Source organism: Streptomyces sp. NPDC093097, from assembly GCF_044754325.1.
In the GTDB taxonomy this organism is placed as follows: domain Bacteria; phylum Actinomycetota; class Actinomycetes; order Streptomycetales; family Streptomycetaceae; genus Streptomyces.
In genome coordinates, this window is record NZ_JBIVOW010000001.1 from 403,751 (window position 1) to 421,347 (window position 17,597).

Annotated in this window: 14 protein-coding genes; 2 read left to right on the top strand and 12 right to left on the bottom strand. The window is 72.6% G+C overall.

Annotated features, from left to right (window positions below):
• Positions 1-28: 28 nt before the first annotated feature.
• The gene (lysX, locus tag ACIQE0_RS01645) at positions 29-3,343 is read right to left on the bottom strand and encodes a bifunctional lysylphosphatidylglycerol synthetase/lysine--tRNA ligase LysX (protein WP_366330281.1); all 3,315 of its coding nucleotides are present in this window, start codon (positions 3,341-3,343) and stop codon (positions 29-31) included.
• A 158-nt stretch (positions 3,344-3,501) separates the two neighbouring features.
• Complete coding sequence (locus tag ACIQE0_RS01650; RefSeq protein ID WP_402328263.1) at positions 3,502-4,338, bottom strand: Ig-like domain-containing protein; 837 nt, start codon at positions 4,336-4,338, stop codon at positions 3,502-3,504.
• Between the two features lie 343 nt (positions 4,339-4,681).
• Between ACIQE0_RS01650 and ACIQE0_RS01655 the strand changes: the two genes are divergently transcribed.
• The gene (locus tag ACIQE0_RS01655) at positions 4,682-4,876 is read left to right on the top strand and encodes a hypothetical protein (RefSeq protein WP_366330279.1); all 195 of its coding nucleotides are present in this window, start codon (positions 4,682-4,684) and stop codon (positions 4,874-4,876) included.
• A gap of 84 nt (positions 4,877-4,960) precedes the next feature.
• Here ACIQE0_RS01655 and ACIQE0_RS01660 read toward each other — a convergent pair whose 3' ends face one another.
• The 6 genes from ACIQE0_RS01660 to ACIQE0_RS01685 form a co-directional block, all read right to left on the bottom strand.
• On the bottom strand, positions 4,961-6,205 hold the full coding sequence (locus ACIQE0_RS01660; protein WP_402328265.1) for a phosphodiester glycosidase family protein: 1,245 nt from the start codon (positions 6,203-6,205) through the stop codon (positions 4,961-4,963).
• 222 nt (positions 6,206-6,427) lie between these two features.
• Entirely contained in the window at positions 6,428-7,069 is a 642-nt protein-coding gene (locus tag ACIQE0_RS01665) for an N-acetylmuramoyl-L-alanine amidase (RefSeq protein WP_402328267.1), read from the bottom strand.
• A gap of 287 nt (positions 7,070-7,356) precedes the next feature.
• Entirely contained in the window at positions 7,357-8,772 is a 1,416-nt protein-coding gene (locus ACIQE0_RS01670) for a family 2B encapsulin nanocompartment shell protein (protein ID WP_402328269.1), read from the bottom strand.
• Positions 8,773-8,913: 141 nt separating this feature from the next.
• Positions 8,914-10,326 carry a family 2B encapsulin nanocompartment shell protein gene (locus tag ACIQE0_RS01675; RefSeq protein WP_402328271.1) on the bottom strand — a complete coding sequence of 471 codons (1,413 nt, stop codon included), beginning with the start codon at positions 10,324-10,326 and terminating at the stop codon, positions 8,914-8,916.
• Positions 10,327-10,575: 249 nt separating this feature from the next.
• On the bottom strand, positions 10,576-12,006 hold the full coding sequence (gene xylB / locus ACIQE0_RS01680) for a xylulokinase (RefSeq protein ID WP_402328273.1): 1,431 nt from the start codon (positions 12,004-12,006) through the stop codon (positions 10,576-10,578).
• 149 nt (positions 12,007-12,155) lie between these two features.
• The gene (locus ACIQE0_RS01685; protein WP_366330274.1) at positions 12,156-13,124 is read right to left on the bottom strand and encodes an acetylxylan esterase; all 969 of its coding nucleotides are present in this window, start codon (positions 13,122-13,124) and stop codon (positions 12,156-12,158) included.
• Positions 13,125-13,313: 189 nt separating this feature from the next.
• On the opposite strand from ACIQE0_RS01685, the gene ACIQE0_RS01690 reads away from it, so the two are divergent.
• Positions 13,314-14,180: a hypothetical protein gene (locus tag ACIQE0_RS01690; RefSeq protein WP_402328275.1), complete on the top strand. Its 867-nt coding sequence runs from the start codon at positions 13,314-13,316 to the stop codon at positions 14,178-14,180.
• Between the two features lie 39 nt (positions 14,181-14,219).
• Here ACIQE0_RS01690 and ACIQE0_RS01695 read toward each other — a convergent pair whose 3' ends face one another.
• The 4 genes from ACIQE0_RS01695 to ACIQE0_RS01710 form a co-directional block, all read right to left on the bottom strand.
• A complete protein-coding gene (locus ACIQE0_RS01695; RefSeq protein WP_402328277.1) occupies positions 14,220-15,032 on the bottom strand; it encodes an amino acid ABC transporter ATP-binding protein in 813 nt (270 codons plus the stop codon).
• A 58-nt stretch (positions 15,033-15,090) separates the two neighbouring features.
• Complete coding sequence (locus ACIQE0_RS01700) at positions 15,091-15,882, bottom strand: amino acid ABC transporter permease (RefSeq protein WP_366330271.1); 792 nt, start codon at positions 15,880-15,882, stop codon at positions 15,091-15,093.
• Positions 15,882-16,661, bottom strand: a complete 780-nt coding sequence (locus ACIQE0_RS01705) for a transporter substrate-binding domain-containing protein (protein WP_366330270.1) — start codon at positions 16,659-16,661, stop codon at positions 15,882-15,884. Before ACIQE0_RS01705 ends, ACIQE0_RS01700 begins: the two co-directional genes overlap by 1 nt.
• A gap of 151 nt (positions 16,662-16,812) precedes the next feature.
• Complete coding sequence (locus tag ACIQE0_RS01710) at positions 16,813-17,541, bottom strand: GNAT family N-acetyltransferase (RefSeq protein ID WP_402328281.1); 729 nt, start codon at positions 17,539-17,541, stop codon at positions 16,813-16,815.
• Positions 17,542-17,597 lie beyond the last annotated feature (56 nt).

Below are 17,597 nucleotides of genomic sequence, written 5' to 3' on the forward strand. Positions count from 1 at the left end.
CCCGGCGCTTTTCTGCGATCTGGCGCGGTCAGCGCCTGCGCACCAGCGGGAACGGCAGCGTCTCCCGGATCGACAGACCCGTCAGGAACATCACCAGCCGGTCCACGCCGATACCCAGACCACCCGTCGGCGGCATCGCGTACTCCAGCGCCTGGAGGAAGTCCTCGTCCAGCTCCATCGCCTCCGGGTCACCGCCGGCCGCCAGCAGCGACTGCGCGGTGAGCCGCCGCCGCTGCTCCACCGGGTCGGTCAACTCCGAGTAGGCGGTGCCCAGTTCGGTGCCGAACGCCACCAGGTCCCAGCGCTCCGCGACCCGCGGATCGGCCCGGTGCTGACGCGTCAACGGCGAGACATCCGTGGGGAAGTCCTTGTAGAACGTCGGCAGCGTGGTCTTCTCCTCCACCAGCCGCTCGTACATCTCCAGCACGATGTCGCCCCGGCCCATCTCCGGAGTGACCGGCACCGAAGCGGACAGACACAGCCGCCGCAGCCCGTCCGGCTCGGTGTCGGCGGTCACTTCCTCCCCGAGCGCCTCGGAGATCGCCCCGTACACCGTCTTCACCGGCCAGATGCCCGAGATGTCGTGCTCGACCAGCCGCCCGTTCTTGTCCGCCTTGCGGGCCGTGGCGCTGCCGAACGCGGAGACGGCCGCCCCCTGGATCAACTCCCGGGTCAGGTTGAGCATCACGTCGTAGTCGGCGAACGCCTGGTACGCCTCCAGCATCGTGAACTCGGGGTTGTGCTTGTAGGAGATGCCCTCGTTGCGGAACGTCCGCCCCATCTCGAAGACCTTCTCCATACCGCCCACGCAGAGCCGCTTGAGATACAGCTCCGGCGCGATCCGCAGATACAGGTCCAGGTCGTAGGCGTTGATGTGGGTCTGGAACGGACGGGCGTTGGCGCCACCGTGGATCTGCTGGAGCATCGGCGTCTCGACCTCCAGGTAACCCCGGTCGATCAGCCCCTGCCGCAGCGCCTGCACCGCGGTGCTGCGCGCCCGCACCGTCTCCCGCGCATCGGGCGAGACGACCAGGTCCACATACCGCTGACGGACCTTGGCCTCCGGGTCGGACAGCCCGCGCCGCTTGTCCGGCAGCGGACGCAGGCACTTCGCCGTCAGCCGCCACCGGGTCACGAACACCGTCAGCTCACCGCGGTCACTGGTACCGACCTCGCCCTCGGCCTCCACATGGTCACCGAGGTCCACGTCCGTACCGAAGCGGTCCAGCAGCTCACCGGCGTCGTCCCGGGTCAGCGCGATCTGGAGGTCGCCCGACCAGTCACGCAGCACCGCGAACAGCACCCCGCCGTGGTCCCGGACGAGCAGCACCCGCCCGGCCACCGTGACGGTCTTGCCGGTACGCTCACCGGCCGCCAGATCCCGGTGCTCCTCGCGCACCTGGCCGAGCGTGTGCGTCCGCTGCACGCCCACCGGATACGGGTCGGTACCCGCCTCCCGCAGCCGCTCCAGCTTCTGGTGCCGCACCCGCACCTGCTCCGGCAGCGCCGCCAGCTCCTGCGCGCGCCGCTCCTCCTCGGTGGCCGGCTCCGCCGCCACCAGGCCCAGCTCGTCCAGCGACGGCAGACCCGCCGTGCTCGCCGGGGCCAGCACCCGCTTCTTGTGCCCCTTGCCCCACAGCTTGCCCAGGCTCGGCACCGCCACGAAGCCCTCGGCGATACCCGAGGCCATACCGATCCGGGCCAGCGCACCGGCGTCCGCGTAGCACAGGAACCGCGGGTACCACTCCGGGTGGTACTTCGAGTTCGACCGGTACAGCGCCTCCAGCTGCCACCAGCGGGAGAAGAACAGCAGCAGCCGCCGCCAGACCTTCAGCACCGGACCGGCACCGATCCGGGAACCCTCCTCGAAGGCGGACCGGAACACCGCGAAGTTCAGCGAGACCCGGCGCACCCCCAGCGAACCGGCCTGCGCACACAGCTCCGCGACCATGTACTCCATGACGCCGTTGGGCGCACTGCGGTCGCGCCGCATCAGGTCCAGCGAGATGCCGTCCTTGCCCCAGGGCACGAACGACAGCAGCGCGATCATCTTGCCGTCGGCGTCGAACGCCTCGGCCAGCAGGCAGTCGCCGTCCTGCGAGTCGCCGAGCCGGTCCAGCGCCATCGAGAAACCGCGCTCGGTCTCGGTGTCGCGCCAGGCGTCGGCCCGCTGGATGACCTCCTGCATCTCCGCTTCGGACAGCTCCGCGTGCCGCCGCACCCGGAAGGTCGCACCGGTCCGCTGGACACGGTTGACGGCCTGGCGGGTGACCCGCATCTCCCGGCCGTCCAGATCGAAGTCCGCGATGTGCAAGATCGCCTCGTCACCGAGCTGGAGCGCACCCAGCCCGGCCCGGGCGAACGCCTTCGCGCCGTCCTCGCTCGCGCCCATGACGGCCGGCTGCCAGCCGTACCGACCGGCGACCTCCAGCCACGCCTCGATCGCCGGACCCCACGCCTCCCGGTCACCGACCGGGTCGCCACTGGCCAGGCAGACACCGGTCTCGACCCGGTAGGTGACGGCGGCCTTGCCGCTGGGGGAGAAGACCACGGCCTTGTCGCGACGGGTGGCGAAGTAGCCGAGCGAGTCCTGGCTGCCGTACTTCGACAGCAGCGCCCGGATGCGGGCCTCCTCGTCACCGTGCAGCGCGGCTTCCATCCGCTGCGAACGGAACAGCGCGGCGGCGGCGTTGAGCAGCGCCAGCGCGCCCAGCAGACCGAGGAACGTACCGATCCAGTGCGCCGGGTGCCCCTCGACGATCCGGCCGCCGACCAGGCCGCCGCAGACGCGGTTGGCCGCCCACAGCAGCCGGTTGCCGCCGCCGCTCTCCAGCGAACCGGGCGCCAGCGACACCAGGCCCCAGCCGATCAGTACCGCGGTCACCAGCCCGCCGGCGAGCACCAGCGCGGCCCGCAGGAACGCACCGCGCCGGGTGATCGCGTAGAACTCCCGGTGCGAGACCAGCAGCAGCACCAGCGAACCGGCGCACAGCGCCAGGGAGAAGCCGAACTCCCAGTACCCGCCGGCCAGGAACAGCGCGTCGGCGAGGACGTTCAGCACCATGTACGCGACCACGAACCACAGCGCCACCCGTTTCCGGGCGGTCATCGCCGCGGCCAGGAGGAAGAGGAACGCGGCGTAGGCGAAGTTCGGCGCCACCGGGATGGTGAGCGTGTCCAGCCAGTAGATCACTGAGTGGAGACTGCGCCGAAGCGGCCCGATCAGCGCCGTCAGGGCACAGAAGAGCCCCAACAGGCTGAAGATGATGGCGAAGCCATTGGGGACGCGGCGCCGGAAGCGCCGCCACCCCGTGAGTTGATCCTGGTCCTGCACGGTGCTCATTCCGTCACATTAGGCTCTGAAAGGGGTCGGCAATCCCACGTGAGGCGCGAGCTCCCCGCCTCCGTGCCACTGCCGCTGCGACCGACCGACCATCCAGTCTCCGGCCCCGCCCCTGTGTTGTCTGTCCCTCGCTGGGAGGGTTGGGTGACCACCACGGGTCAACCACCTGGACCTTGACCTTGCCATAAAGCCGGCGTGAGTCCGAGTCCAGGTGTGATGTACGCGTCAGAATCGAGTTCCGCCGGGACGGCGGCGCTCCGGCCCACGACGAACCGCAGCCCGTAGTCCTTGGTGAAGAACCGCCCGCCACCGGAGTCCACGCCGTTCAGCTCGGCCCGCAGGACGACCTTGGTTCCCGCCTTCCACTCCTGCTCCGGACGCCAGGTGATCCGGTCCTTGCCGTGGTGCGCGGTCTCCCACGTCCACGCCCCGGCGGTCCGGTCGTCGGTGGTCACCTCCAGCCGCCGCTCCACCGCCGCCCGGTCCTGCACCGGGAAGGCGAAGGTCAGCGAGATCGGATCGGCGGCGCCGACCACCGCGCCGTGCGGGCGGGGACTGAGCATCAGCCGGTTCCGCTTCACCACTTTCCCGGTGGTCAGCGACTCCTTGGCCTCGCTCATCGTCCCCTGGGTGTCCCGGGTCCGGGCGAGCACGGAGTACTTGGTGTCCGGCGCGGCCTTGGCCCGCGACGTCCACACCGTCCCGCCCTGGCTGAACCCGCCGACCAACTGCCGCCCGAGGGGGTCGGTCACCGTCACCTCGGTCAGCACCCCGCCGTTCGCGCTGACCCGCAGCCGGTCGCCGGCCTGCACCGTCGGTTGCCCGTCGGCCGACCCCAGCCCCACCTTCACGGGCTTCACCGGCCGCTCCTGGCTCGCCGAGGCCCGGGCCGCGGCGCACGCCGCGAGCCCGCCGACGCCGAGCACCGGCATCAGCGCGAGGGCGACACACAACGACCGGGACGGCCTGGGCGGCCGGGCGTGGCTCAGGGGCATGGGGCGGGCTTTCCGTCGGCGGTACGGGAGCGGCGTCAATGTCGGCCGCTAAGACGGTCAATCCCCGCACTCCGTTGCGAGGGGTGGGGTGATCCATGCCACTTCTTTACCGGCGGCCCGAATCCCCCTTGAACGTGTCGCTCCGGTGAGGGACTTGAGCCGCCCCGCAGGCACCACGCCCACCCCGAACACCATCAATGCCACCCGCCTCGCAGGTCACCCCGTAACCCGCAGTGACCACCCGTTCGGAGCCCCCTGCCGCGGGCCGCTTATACCCCGAAATGCGCCAAACTGGCCACCGCTTGCCGCCCGTTCGGGCGCTGGTCGAGGAGGTGTGGTGTCCATGGCTGTCTCCATCTCGGTGATCCTCTTGCTGATGATCCTGATCGTGATCTTTCTGCGCAGCGGAAAGCTGAAGCTCTCGCACGCCATCGTGTGCGGACTGCTCGGCTTCTATCTGGCGGGCAGCAGCCTCGCCCCGGACATCCATCACGGCCTCGCCGGCGCCGCCGACGTCGTCAGCAGCGTCCGCCCCTAGGAGCCACCCCGGCAATCACCCTAAGTAGCAATATCGGGGAGGATGGACAGCTCTCCGTGATTGGTGCTGAAGCGAGGGCGCGCGTCAGTCGGCGGAGAGGACCCCTACCGCGTTGGCCACCGGGCGCTCCTTGCCGTCGGTGGGGTGGTTGCGCACCTGCGGCGCGCCGTCCTGGTCGCGGGTGACGAAGGTCGTGGAGCCGCCGCCGTCGAGGTCCATGGCGTCGCGGGCGCCGAGCCGCGCCATCAGGTCGGCCAGTTCGCGGACGGTGAGGCCGGTCTGGTGCTGCTCCTTCTCGCCGTCCAGCGCCATCAGGAACAGCGTCCGGCCGCGGTCCGCGATGCCGGCGGAGGTGCGCATCGTCACCGCGGCGGTGTCCAGGCCGTCCGCCGGGCGGCCGTGCCGGAGGACCGGGAAGCCGCCGACGGCGCACCGCAGCCGGCCCGGCAGCCGGCCGACGAGCCGGCTGCTGATCCGCACCCGCTCGCCGACGTGGAGCGTGCGCAGCCGCCGGGCGCCCTCCTCGCGGCCGACCAGCACCACCGCCCCCGGTTCGATCTCCCCGGCGCCGGGTCGTCCGGCGGTCTCGGCCACCCGCCCGCCGCGGATCGTCACCTCCGCGGTGTCGGTGTCGCACCCCGCGCCGCGGTCGGTGTCGGTGCCGCAGACCGCGCGTTCCCGGGACACCTGGCCCCACCGGGCGGTGTACGCGCCGATGCCGCCCTCCGGGAGCGCGTACTGGTTCAGTCCGCGCAGCGGCCAGGCGGACCCGGGGGTGCGGACCGTGCCGCGTAGCGCGAGCCGGTCCAGTCGCGCCCGGTGGTCGTAGCCGATGCCGAGCACGTCCTTGGTGGTCGCGCCGGGCGGCAGTGCCGGGCCGAACCGCTGGCCGTCGGGCACCGGGCCCTTGAGGTCCCGGCCCGAGGACACCTCGGGGCCGACGGCGGAGCCGGTGGCCGCCACGCCGGGGTGCTGGGCCTCGCTGATGTTGAAGAAGTCGCCGTTGACCGCTCCGACCGCGTCCCGTGCCCCGGCCAGTTCGGACACCGGGGCGCGGGCGGCGACCGCCGCCGGGTGGAGCAGGTCCACCGAGACCTCGGGGGCGGCGAGGTCCACGGTCAGCAGGTGGCCGTGGACGATGCCGCGCGGCAGCGGCATGCGGAACTCGGTGTAGGTCACCCCGGGCGCCAGCCGTACCGGGGACGACCGGGTGAGTGTGTCGTCCGCGGCGGCCGCCCGTGTCGTGCCGACGGCGCCGCCGCCGACCAGGACGCCCCAGGTGACGGCGACCGCCGCCGTCGTCCGGACCTTGCCCAACCGCTGTCTCACAACAGCCCCCTGACGTCGCGTCAACTGTCCCAGGTGGTGGCAGCGTTCACTATGGCCCGCGGATGGCGGTGGGCCGAACATCCGCGGAACGGTGCCGTGTCGCCCGGTTCGGGCGGCGCGGTCGCCGGGCCCGCCGAGGCGGCCGGCGAGCGGTGCGCCGCATCCCGGCCCCGGCCGGCCGCCGTTGGCCCCGGCCGCACGGCAACGGGGCCTGGCCGGGCGTCACATGTGCAGCAGGCCCTCCCAGAAGGGCATGCCGTTGACCAGTTCCATGTAGTGGGCCCAGTCCCAGTACTGGCCGGGGTCGGTGTGGTCGGTGCCGGGGACCTCGACGTGCCCGATGATGTGCTTGCGGTCCTTGGGGATGCGGTAGCGGTCGCAGATGGCGGAGGTCAGCATCGCGGAGTGGGTGTAGAGGGACTCGGTGAACCATTTCGGCTCGTCGACCCAGCCCTCGTGCTCGATGCCGATGCTGCGGGTGTTGTAGTCCCAGTTGCCGGCGTGCCAGGCGACGTCCCGTTCGCGGACGCACTGGGCGGTGTAGCCGTCGGCGGAGCGGACGACGTAGTGGGCGGCCGCCTTGTGCTCGGGGTTCTGGAAGAGGCGCAGGGTGTCCGGGAAGGTCTCCTGGGTCACGTGGATGACGACGGTGTCGATGGCGTACTGGGCCGGGCGGTTGGCGGCGGTGTAGTTGGCGGGGTCGGCCGGGTCCCAGTGGAGGGTCGGGTAGCCGGCGGGGTGGGTGGACCGCTTGCGCGGCGCCGCCGCGGCCGGGGCGAGGGGGGCGAGGGCGGCGGCCGCGGCGAGGGCGGCGGCGCCGGTGAGCAGCCGCCGACGGGCCGGGAAGCGCTGGTCGGGTTCCATGTGAACTCCTGACAAGGACCGAGGGGTGGTCGCGTACATGTCACGCACATGCCGGTGCGTTCATCATGCGCAACAGTGCGCGCCCTGCCAAGGGAATGGCCGTTGCGTCAATGGCTTGACCAAAGAAGCCCCACGGCGGATCAAAAGCGCGTCACGCCCCCTGATCGGCCCAACGGTCTCGCGGGCGACCGCAACGCGCGGCACCCGGGTGCCGTGCCGCGTCCGGACCCTGACGGAGGGGCGGCGCGGTCGCGACACCCGGGTGACGGGGTGTCCGGTCCGGTCGGTCAGCGGCCGATCTCGACGTCCTCCAGGATGCCCAGCGCGTCCGGCACCAGGACCGCGGCCGAATGGTAGGCGCTGACCAGGTACTTGATGACGGCCTTGTCGTCGATTCCCATGAAGCGCACCGACAGGCCCGGCCGGTACTCGTCCGGGATGCCGGTCTGGTGGAGCCCGACGACGCCCTGGTTCTCCTCGCCGACCCGCATCGCGAGGATGGAGCTGGTCTGGTCCGGGTTGATCGGGATCTTGCCGCAGGGCAGCAGCGGGATGCCGCGCCAGGCGCGCACCGGCGTCCCGTCGATCTCCGTCATCGCCGGGTAGATGCCGCGGGCGTTCCACTCCCGGCCGATGGCGGCGATGGTCCGCGGGTGCGCCAGCAGGTACTGGGTCTTGCGGCGCCGGGAGATCAGCTCGTCCAGGTCGTCGGGGGTGGGCGGGCCGCTGTGGGTGCGGATGCGCTGCTTGAGGTCCGCGTTGTGCAGCAGCCCGAACTCGCGGCTGTTGACCATCTCGTGTTCCTGGCGCTCGCGCAGCGCCTCCACCGTGAGCCGCAGCTGCTGGTCGAGCTGGTTCATCGGGTCGTTGTAGAGGTCGGCGACCCGCGAGTGGATCTTCAGCACGGTCTGCGCGACGCCGAGCGAGTACTCCCGCGGGGACTGCTCGTAGTCCACGAACGTGCCCGGCAGTTCGGGCTCGCCGGCGTGCCCCGCGGCCAGCTCGATGGCCGCCTCGCCGTGCTTGTTCTGCGCCGGGACCAGTGCCGTGCGGAAGCTCTCGACGTGCTCGCGGAGCGCCGCCGAACGGCCCAGCACCTCTTCGTAGTCACCGCGGGAGAGGGTGAGGACCGTGCCGCGGGTGGTGGCCCGCACGGTGAACTCCCACTCCGCGTCCGGCGCCAGCAGCGCGGCCTCACCGGCCGACCCGCCGCCGGACAGCTGGCCGATGACCTTCTCGTCGCCGTACTTGCCGGTGCCGATGCGCTCGAACCTGCCGTGCGCGATGAGGAGGACGCGGTCGGTCGGCGTGCCCTTCTCGGCGAGCACGTCACCGGGGACGACCTCGCGCTGGACGAACCGCCCGGCCAACTCCTGGAGCGTGGGGCCGTCGGTGAAGCCGCGCAGCGGCGCAAGCTCGCGCAACTCCTGGGGGATCACCCGGACTTCGGCGCCCTCGGTGACGAACTCCACCTCGCCGTCGCCGAGGGTGTGGGTCAGTCGCCGGTTGACGCGGTAGGTGCCGCCGGAGACCTGAACCCAGGGCAGGATCCGCAGCAGCCACCGCGAGGAGATGCCCTGCATCTGCGGCGGGGTCTTGGTGGTGGTCGCCAGATTGCGGGCGGCCGTGGGGTCCAGGCTGGACCGGAGCTGCTGGATGCCGTCGGTCTGCGGGCCGGACGTGGGGTCCACGGATGTGGTCATGACGGGGGGTCACCTGTCCTGGTCGGTGCGTGAAACTCGGTGCGTGAGATGCGGAGGAAAGCGCGGAAGAGAGGGGGAAGAGGTGGGAGGTGTGCTGCCGGTCCGCGCGACGACGGCCGTTACCTGCCGCGGGGGCTCCGGTCAGCGCCCGATTTCCACGTCCTGGAGGACGCCCACCGCGTCGGGCACGAGAATGGCCGCCGAATAGTAGGCGCTGACGAGGTAGTTGACGATGGCCTTGTCGTCGATGCCCATGAAACGCACCGAAAGGCTCGGCTCGTATTCATCGGGAATTCCGCTGCGGTGCAGCCCCACCACGCCCTGCTTGTCCTCGCCGGTGCGCAGCAGCAGCACCGAGCTGGTGCCCTCCTTCGTCACCGGGATCTTGTTGCAGGGGAAGATCGGCACGCCGCGCCAGGACGGCACCGAGTGGCCCATGAAGTCCACCGCGTCCGGGTAGAGGCCGCGGGCGCTGCACTCCCGGCCGATCGCGGCGATCGCCTTGGGGTGGGCCAGCAGGAAGCTCGGGTCCTTCCATACCGTCGACAGGAGTTCGTCCAGGTCGTCGGGGGTGGGCGGGCCGCTGTGGGCGTGGATGCGCTGGTTGAGGTCGACGTTGTGCAGCAGCCCGAAGTCGGGGTTGTTGACCATCTCGTGCTCCTGGCGCTCGCGCAGTGCCTGCACCGTGAGCTTGAGCTGCTCCTCGACCTGGTTCATCGGGTCGCTGTAGAGGTCGCCGACGCGGGTGTGGGTGCGCAGGACGGTCTGCGCGACGCTGAGTTCGTACTCCCGCGGCGCCCGCTCGTAGTCGACGAACGTGCTGGGCAGCGCGGGCTCGCCGTGGTGGCCGGAGGCGAGCGCGATCTCGGACTCGCCGCTGGCGTTGGCCGGCCGGGCCGTGCCGTCGGCCTCCGCCGCGAGGTGGTCGCGCAGCGCCGGGGAGCGGCCGATGACCTCCTGGGCGTCCTGACGCGCCAGGACCATCGCCGTCACCCGCGTCACGGCGCGGTAGCCGAACTCCCATGATCCGGCGGCGCTGTTGAGGGGGGCGTCGCCGAGGTGGTCGCCGCCGGCCAGGGCCGCCAGGACGGTCTCGTCGCCGTACTTGCCGGTGCCGATCCGGTCGACGCGGCCGTGGGCGATCAGCACCACGCGGTCGTGCGGGGCGCCGGCCTGGGCGATCACCTCGCCGGGCGCGTACTCGACCTGGGTGAACCTCGCGCCGAGCGCGGCGAGCACCTCGGTGTCGGTGAACTCCCACAGGGCGGGGAGCTCGCGCAGCTCGTCGGGGATGATCGCGACCGATGTGCCGTCGATGTCGAAGTCGATCCGCCCGTCGCCGACGGTGTACGCCAGCCGCCGGTTGACGCGGTACGTGCCACCGGAGACCTGCACCCAGGGCAGCAGCCGCAGCAGCCAGCGGGACGTGACGCCCTGCATCTGCGGCGCGGTCTTGGTGGTCGTCGCCAGGTTCCGCGCGGCCGCGGTGCTCAGGCTGGAAAACTGGCTCTCTTCGGCGCTTCCGGACAGCGTCTCGCCGGCAATCGTCACCAATGTCACCCATCTCGTGGAGGCGGCGGCACGGTACGCCGGGAGAAGGCAGGAGTGTCCCCGGCTGCTCGCCGCCGCGTCGAAGATAGTCGCGCTGTTTTTATCCGCACAATCGCTCGAATGGGTGGCATGGAAATAAGCTTTTGTGGAAAGGGTTTAGCAATTTCCGTACTGGTCAAGATGTGCCGGGAGGGGCCGCCGGGGCCGTCTTTCAACCTCCCTGCGGTGCCTCCCCATTGACCTCATCGACCGTCAACTCCCCAGCAATGCCACCCCGTTGGTGAGCGTGGCGGTCAAGCGCTCCCAGGCGGCGAAGTCCCGCTCCCGGGACGGGTATTCGGTACCGCGGGCCGTCCCCCAGCGGCGCGCCACCGCCGCCGGATCCTCGCCCAGCAGCAGCCCGGCCGCCTGTGCCGCCGCCCCGAGCGCGGCGAGTTCGTCCGCTTGGGGCACCACCACGGGGCGACCGGAGAGCCGGCGCACGGTCTCCCGCCAGGCGCGCCCCTGGGCCCCGCCGCCGATCAGCAGCAGCGGCGCCTCGGACGTGCCCGCCGCCCCCGGCAGATGCTCCAGTGCCCGCAGCAGGGTGAACACCGCGCCGTCGTAGGCGGCTTGGAGCAGCTGGCCGGCCGTGGTGTCGTGGCGCAGCCCGTGCAGCAGGCCGGTGGCGTGCGGCAGATTGGGCGTCCGCTCGCCGTCGAGGAAGGGCAGCAGCACGGCGTCGCCGCGCGGCTCGACGGCCTCCCGGTCGCGGCCGAGCAGCGCCGCCACCCGGTCCACGGCGAGCGTGCAGTTGAGAGTGCAGGCCAGGGGGAGCCAGTCGCCGCGGGCGTCGGCGAAGCCCGCGACGATGCCGGTGGGATCGGCGGGCCGGCGGGTGCTGACCGCGTACACCGTGCCGGAGGTGCCCAGGCTCAGCACCGGCTGTCCGGGGCGCAGGCCCAGCCCGAGCGCCGCCGCCATGTTGTCACCCGTGCCGGCGGCCACCAACGCCCCGTGCGGCAACGGGAGTTCTTCGGTCCGCACGGTGCCCGCGGCCTCCCCGGGGAGCGCCACCCGCGGGAGTTTCTCCGGGGGCAGCCCGACCCGCTCCAGGACCTCCGTGTCGTAGGCCCCGGTGGACGCCGACCACCAGCCGGTGCCCGAGGCGTCGCCGCGGTCGGTGACCGCCTGGCCGGTCAGCCGCTGGACGAGGTAGTCATGCGGCAGCCGGACGGCGGCGGTGGCGGCGGCCGCCGCCGGCTCGTGGGCGCGCAGCCAGGCCCACTTGGCGACCGTGAACGCCGGGCCGGGCACGCTCCCGATCCGCTCCGCCCACGCCGCCGGCCCGCCGCCCTCGGCGATCAGGCGCTCGCTCTCCCGGGCGGGGCGGACGTCGTTCCACAGCAGCGCCGGCCGGACCGGCCGCCCGGCCGCGTCCAACGCCACCAGGCCGTGCTGCTGCCCGGCGACCGAGACCGCGGACGCCTGCCGCGCGGCGGGCCCGCACTGCGCCAGCGCCTCGCCCAGCGCCCGCCACCACTGCTCGGGATCGCTCTCCTTGCCCGGCCCCTCGCTGACCGTGTGCGGTGCCTGGCCGCGGGCCAGCACCATGCCGGTGGCGGCGTCCACCACCAGCGTCTTGGTGGACTGCGTCGAGCTGTCCACCCCGACGACCAGCGGTCCGGCCGACTGTGCGCCCATCGAGCACTCTCCCTCGGCGGCCGGGGCCGGGCCCTGCCCCGGGGCTCCCGGCCGCTTCGGACCCCGGTGCGCTGCCGCATCGTAATGCGCGCACGACCGCTCGCGGGCGGCCTGTGGACGACCCGCGTGGCGCCCGTCGGCGGGGCGGATCAGGTGCCGAAAAGGTCGCGGAGGAAGCGGATCTCCGCGGTCCGCTGGGCGCCCCCGCCGCCCTCGTGGGAGTTGAACCGCCACACCTCCAACTGGGCCTCGCCCGCGTAGTGGTGGTAGGCGGCGAAGCCGGTGGACGGCGGGACGACGTCGTCGCGCAGCGCGGTGCCGAACAGCGCCGGGACGCTCGCGCGAACCGCGAAGTTCAGGCCGTCGAAGTGGTCGAGGGTGTGCAGCGCGGTGTCGATGTGGCCGCGCTGGCCGGCGAAGTAGCGGGCCAGTTCGCCGTAGGGGCCCTGGTCGGTGACGTCCAGGGCGCGCCGGATGTGGGTCAGGAACGGCACGTCGATCAGCGCGCCCGCCAGGCCCGGGACCAGGCCCGTCATCGCCAGGGCGAGGGCGCCGCCCTGGCTGTGGCCGGCGACCACGATCCGCTCGGCGTCCACCGCGGGGTGTCCGCGGGCGGCCTCGACGGCCCGTACGGCGTCGGTGTACAGCCGCCGGTAGTAGTAGGTGCCGGGGTCGAGCAGCCCCTGCGTCATCTTGCCCGGTACCCCGGGGTGGGCGGCGGCCACCGGGTCGGGGGTCTCACCGGGCCGGTCGGGGCCGCTCTGGCCGCGGCTGTCCATGACCAGCGTGGCGTATCCGGCGGACGGCCACAGCAGCCAGTCGTGCGGCAGCAGCCGGCCGCCGCCGTAACCGAGGTACTGCACGACGCACGGCAGCGGTCCGGGGGCGGAGCGCGGGCGCAGGAACCAGCCCCGGATGCGGTGGCCGCCGAAACCGGAGAACTCCACGTCGTCGGTGTGCAGTTGGGACAGGCCGGTGTCGGTCGCGGTGAAACGGGGGACGAGGTCATGGGCCCGGGCCTCGTCCAGGGTCCGCTGCCAGAACGCGTCAAAACCGGGCGGTTCGGGCAATGGGGGGCGGTAGCGGCGCAGTTCGTCCAGGGGAAGGTCGGTGAACATGGTGCACCTCCGGGCAGTGAGGCGTACACGTCGGGCACGTTAGGGTCTGTCCGGGCCCGCCAGGACCGGGGCCGGCCGTCCCGGGCCACCGGGCGTCAACGGTGCCCGCCGGGCGGATGTTTCGCCTGGAACGGTCCGGAGCGGTCACCGCGTTCTTGACTCCACACCAAAGGAGCGATCTTTTCCGCCATGAGCTTTCCCCCGCCTCCGCACTCCAACCAGCCGCCGCAGCCGCCTCCGGGCGGAGCGGGCGGTTTCGGCCCGCCCGCGGGCGGGGCGTACGGGCCCGGCGGTCAGCAGCCGGCGCCGGGTGGCTACGGCCCGTCGGCGCCGCCGGCCGGCCCCTACGGCGCGCCCGCGGGCGGCTTCGGACCGGCGGGGCCCGGTGGTCCCGGCGGTCCGGGCGGTCCCGGTGGTCCGGGCGGTCCGGGCGGTGGGAACGGCGGCTGGCAGCAGCCGCCCCCGCCGCCCTCCGGCGGTGGCAACGGCGCCACCATCGCGCTGATCATCGGTATCGGCGTGGTCGTCCTGGGACTCGTCATCGGCGGCTTCATATGGGCCAACGGCGACGACGGGAGCCGCAAGCAGGCCCGGCCGGGCCCGAGCACCAGCGCGAGCGCCACCCCGTCGGACGACCGCGCCGCCCCGAGCCCGTCGGACTCCGCGACGCCGGACGACCGGGAGAGCCCCTCGCCCACCACCGACACCCTCCCCTTCTACCGGCTGAAGACCGGCGACTGCTACGACATGCCCCCGGCGGCGCACGGCGGCAACAACACGGCGGCCCCCTGCCACGGCCCGCACGACGCCGAGGTCGCCTTCGTCACCACCCTGCCCAACGGCCTGGCCCCCGGGGGCGAGATCAAGGAGCGGGCGGCCGCACTGTGTTCGTCCGGACTCCGGGAGCGGGCGGCCAAGCAGCCCGCCGGGACGGCCGAGGGCACCTATGTGCAGTTCCCCAGCGCCGAGGGCTACAAGGTGGGCATCAGGACCGTGGTGTGCAGCCTGACCGGCAACAGCAGCGCCACCAAGAAGCTCACCCAGCCGCTGCGTTGACAGGGTCGGCGGGCGCCGAGGGGGGGCGGTCGGCGCCCGTCAGGCGGGCCGCCCGGTGACCTCCTCCGCACCGTCCGTCCCGGCGGCCACCTCGGTCGCCGCCGGGTCCAGGACGCGCGCCAGGAACGCCCGGGTCCGCTCGTGCCGGGGCGCGCCCACCACCTGTTCCGGGGTGCCCTCCTCGACGATCTGCCCGCCGTCCATGAAGGCCACCCGGTCGGCGACCTCCCGGGCGAAGCCCATCTCGTGCGTGACGACCAGCATCGTCATCCCGTCCCGCGCCAGCGACCGCATCACCGCCAGGACGTCGCCGACCAGCTCCGGGTCGAGCGCCGAGGTCGGCTCGTCGAAGAGCATCAGCTCCGGCTCCATCGCCAACGCCCGGGCGATGGCGACCCGTTGCTGCTGTCCGCCCGACAGCTGCGCCGGATAGGCGGCCTCCTTGTCGCGCAGTCCGACCCGGGCCAGCTGGTCGCGGGCGACCCGCTCGGCCGCCGCCCGGTCGCGGCGCAGCACCCTGCGCTGCGCGATGGTGAGGTTCTCCAGCGCGGTCAGGTGCGGGAAGAGGTTGAAGGACTGGAACACCATCCCGATCCGGCGCCGCACCCGGTCGATGTCCACGTCCGGGTCGGTGACCGAGGTGCCGGCGACGGTGATCCGGCCCGCGGTCGGCTCCTCCAGCAGGTTCACGCAGCGCAGCAGCGTCGACTTCCCCGATCCGGACGGCCCGATGAGGCACACCACGTCGCCCCGGGCCACCGACAGGTCGATGCCGCGCAGCACCTGAAGCGTCCCGAACGCCTTGTGCAGTCCGCGTACGTCGATCGCGCTGCCGTCCCCGCCGCCGGTCATCGCGCCGCCTCTCTGCCGCCGTGTCGCCGGATTCCGCACCCGTTCGCCGCCCGTCCCCTCATCTGGCCCTCGCCGTACGGGCCTCCAGCCGCCGGACCACCTGGCCCAGCGGGAGCGTGATCACCAGATAGAGCAGCCCGGCGACCAGCACCGGAGTGAGGCTCTTGTGCTCGTTGAGCGCGTCCCGCCCGAAGTTGGCCAGTTCGAACTGGGAGAGCGAGAGCCCCAGCAGGTACACCAGCGAGGAGTCCTTCGTCAGCAGGATCAGCTCGTTGGTCAGCGGCGGCAGCACGATCCGGAACGCCTGCGGCAGGACGATCGAGACCATCGCCCGGCCCTGCGACATGCCCAGTGAACGGGCCGCCTCGGTCTGCCCCTTGGGCACCGCCTGGATGCCGGCGCGCAGGGTCTCCGCGATGTAGGCGGCGCCCACCAGGCCCAGTGACAGCATCACCGTCGCGCTCTGGTCGAGCGCGACCTGGAAGGCCAGCGGCACCCCGAAGCCGAGCGCGAGGAACACCAGCAGGGCGGGGATGCCGCGGAAGAACTCGATGTAGGCCACCGCGAGCCAGCGGTACGGCGGCACCGACGACAGCCGCATCAGGGCGAGCACCATGCCGAGCGCGAGTCCGAAGCCGAACCCGAGGAGGGTGTACCGCACGGTGTTGACCAGTGCGGTGGTGAGGACGTCGGGGAACAGCGCCTTGGCGACGGAGACGTCGAAGAACGCCGTCCCCAGCCGGTGCCAGTCCGCGGCCAGGGCGAGCGCCGCCGCCGCGGCGACCAGGAGGCCGTACTGGACGCCGCGGACCAGTTGGGTCCGGCGTCTGCGGGTGAGGGGGTGGGGCATCAGCCGAACCACTTCCGGTGGATGCGGTCGTAGCTCCCGTCCTTCTTCGCCTTGGCGAGGACCGCGTCGATGCGCTTGCGCAGCGCGTCGTTGCCCTTGCGGACGGCGAATCCGTAGCGCTCGCCGGTGTCGAACTCCGCCGTCACCTGGGTGTCCTTGTTGTGCTTCGCGTAGTCCAGGAGCACGCCGTTGTCGTTGATCGCGGCGTCGACCTGGCCGGACCGCACCGCGGTCACCAGCAGCCCGACGTCCTCGAACTCGACCAGTTCGATGCCCTTCCCGTGTGCCTTGGCATAGCCGGCACCGGTCGTGGTCTTGAGATAGCCGAGCTTCTTCCCCTTCAGGTCGGCCAGCTTCCTGACCGGGGTGCCGCGCTTGACCAGCAGCGCCTGGGTGGCGTCGAAGTACGGATCGGAGAAGTCCATGACCTTGGCGCGGGCGGGGGTGATGGTCATGCCGGCGGCCGCCAGGTCGCAGGTGCGGACGGCGAAGTCGTTGCCGGTCTCGATGCCCTCGAACGGGGTGTTGACGAGCTGTTGGGTGGCGCCCAGGTCCTTGGCGACCAGGTCCACCAGGTCCACGTCGAACCCGACGACCTTGCCGCCCTTCGACATCTGGAACGGGGCGTAGGGCAGGTGCGTACAGGTCAGCAGCGTGCCGGGGCGGATCAGTTGCGGTCCGGCGCCCTGTGCGCCACCGGGGGCGGTACTCGTGCAGCCCGCCAGGAGGGCGGCGGCCGCGACGGCGGCTGATAGGGGCAACGCGGAGCGAGCGGTCACAGATCCTCCAAGAGTGCCGTGCCGTGCCGGGCAACCGGGCCGCGGGGGCGCCGAGTTGGCCTGCATCCTGCCATCGGCCGGCGGCGCTGTCGCCGGTGCGTCCGTTGCGGCTGGATAACACCTGCCCCATGCGTTACCGGACGGCCGGGGGTCAGCGCAGCGTCCAGAGCCAGCCCAGCGGGGTCAGGCCCAGGGTGCGGGCCACCGAACGGGAGGCGTGGTTGGCGGCGGTGGTGCTGTAGAAGAGCACCTGCCTGTGGTGGGCCGCGCGCCGGGCCCAGGCGGCGACGACGGCCGGTGCCAGCCGGCGGCCGCGGAAGTCCGCACGGGTCCAGATCCCGGCCTCCGCCGCGGTGGCGTTGGCCTCCGGGGTGTGGCAGATGGAGACCGGCGCGGTGCCGTCCACGGCCATCGCCCAGTCCCCGGCGGCACCGGAGATCAGCTCCGCCCATTCGCCGGGCTCCCAGTTGCCGGGCCGGTCCAGGCGCTGCGCCGCCAGGCGGCCGGCGGCATCGGAGACGAGCACCGGCAGCGCCGCCGGGGGCGGGTCCGGGAGCCGCTCGGGGAAGACGTAGGTCGGGCCGCCCTCGATGGCGGTGTCCGGGTCGGCCACCCCGAGGGCGCGGGCCAGCCGCACCAGTGCCCGGGGGGCCTTCTCGGGGGCGTAGGGCTGCTCCGGGGTGTCGAGGGCGGTGGCCGGCGGCTGCGCCGGGGCGGTCACGCCGGGGCCCAGGGCCAGCAGCCGGGCCCGCGGCGACCAGGCCCAGACCGCCTTGACCGGCTTGTCCGTCACGGTCGCGGGGCGGCCGGCCGCGGCCGGCACCAGCCCGTAGACGGTGTCCACTTCCAGGGCGAGTAACGCCGCGTCGTCCCACTCCATGGCGGGAGGCTAACCGGCGGTGCGGGCGGACCGCGCCTCGTTTTCCGGTGGCCCGG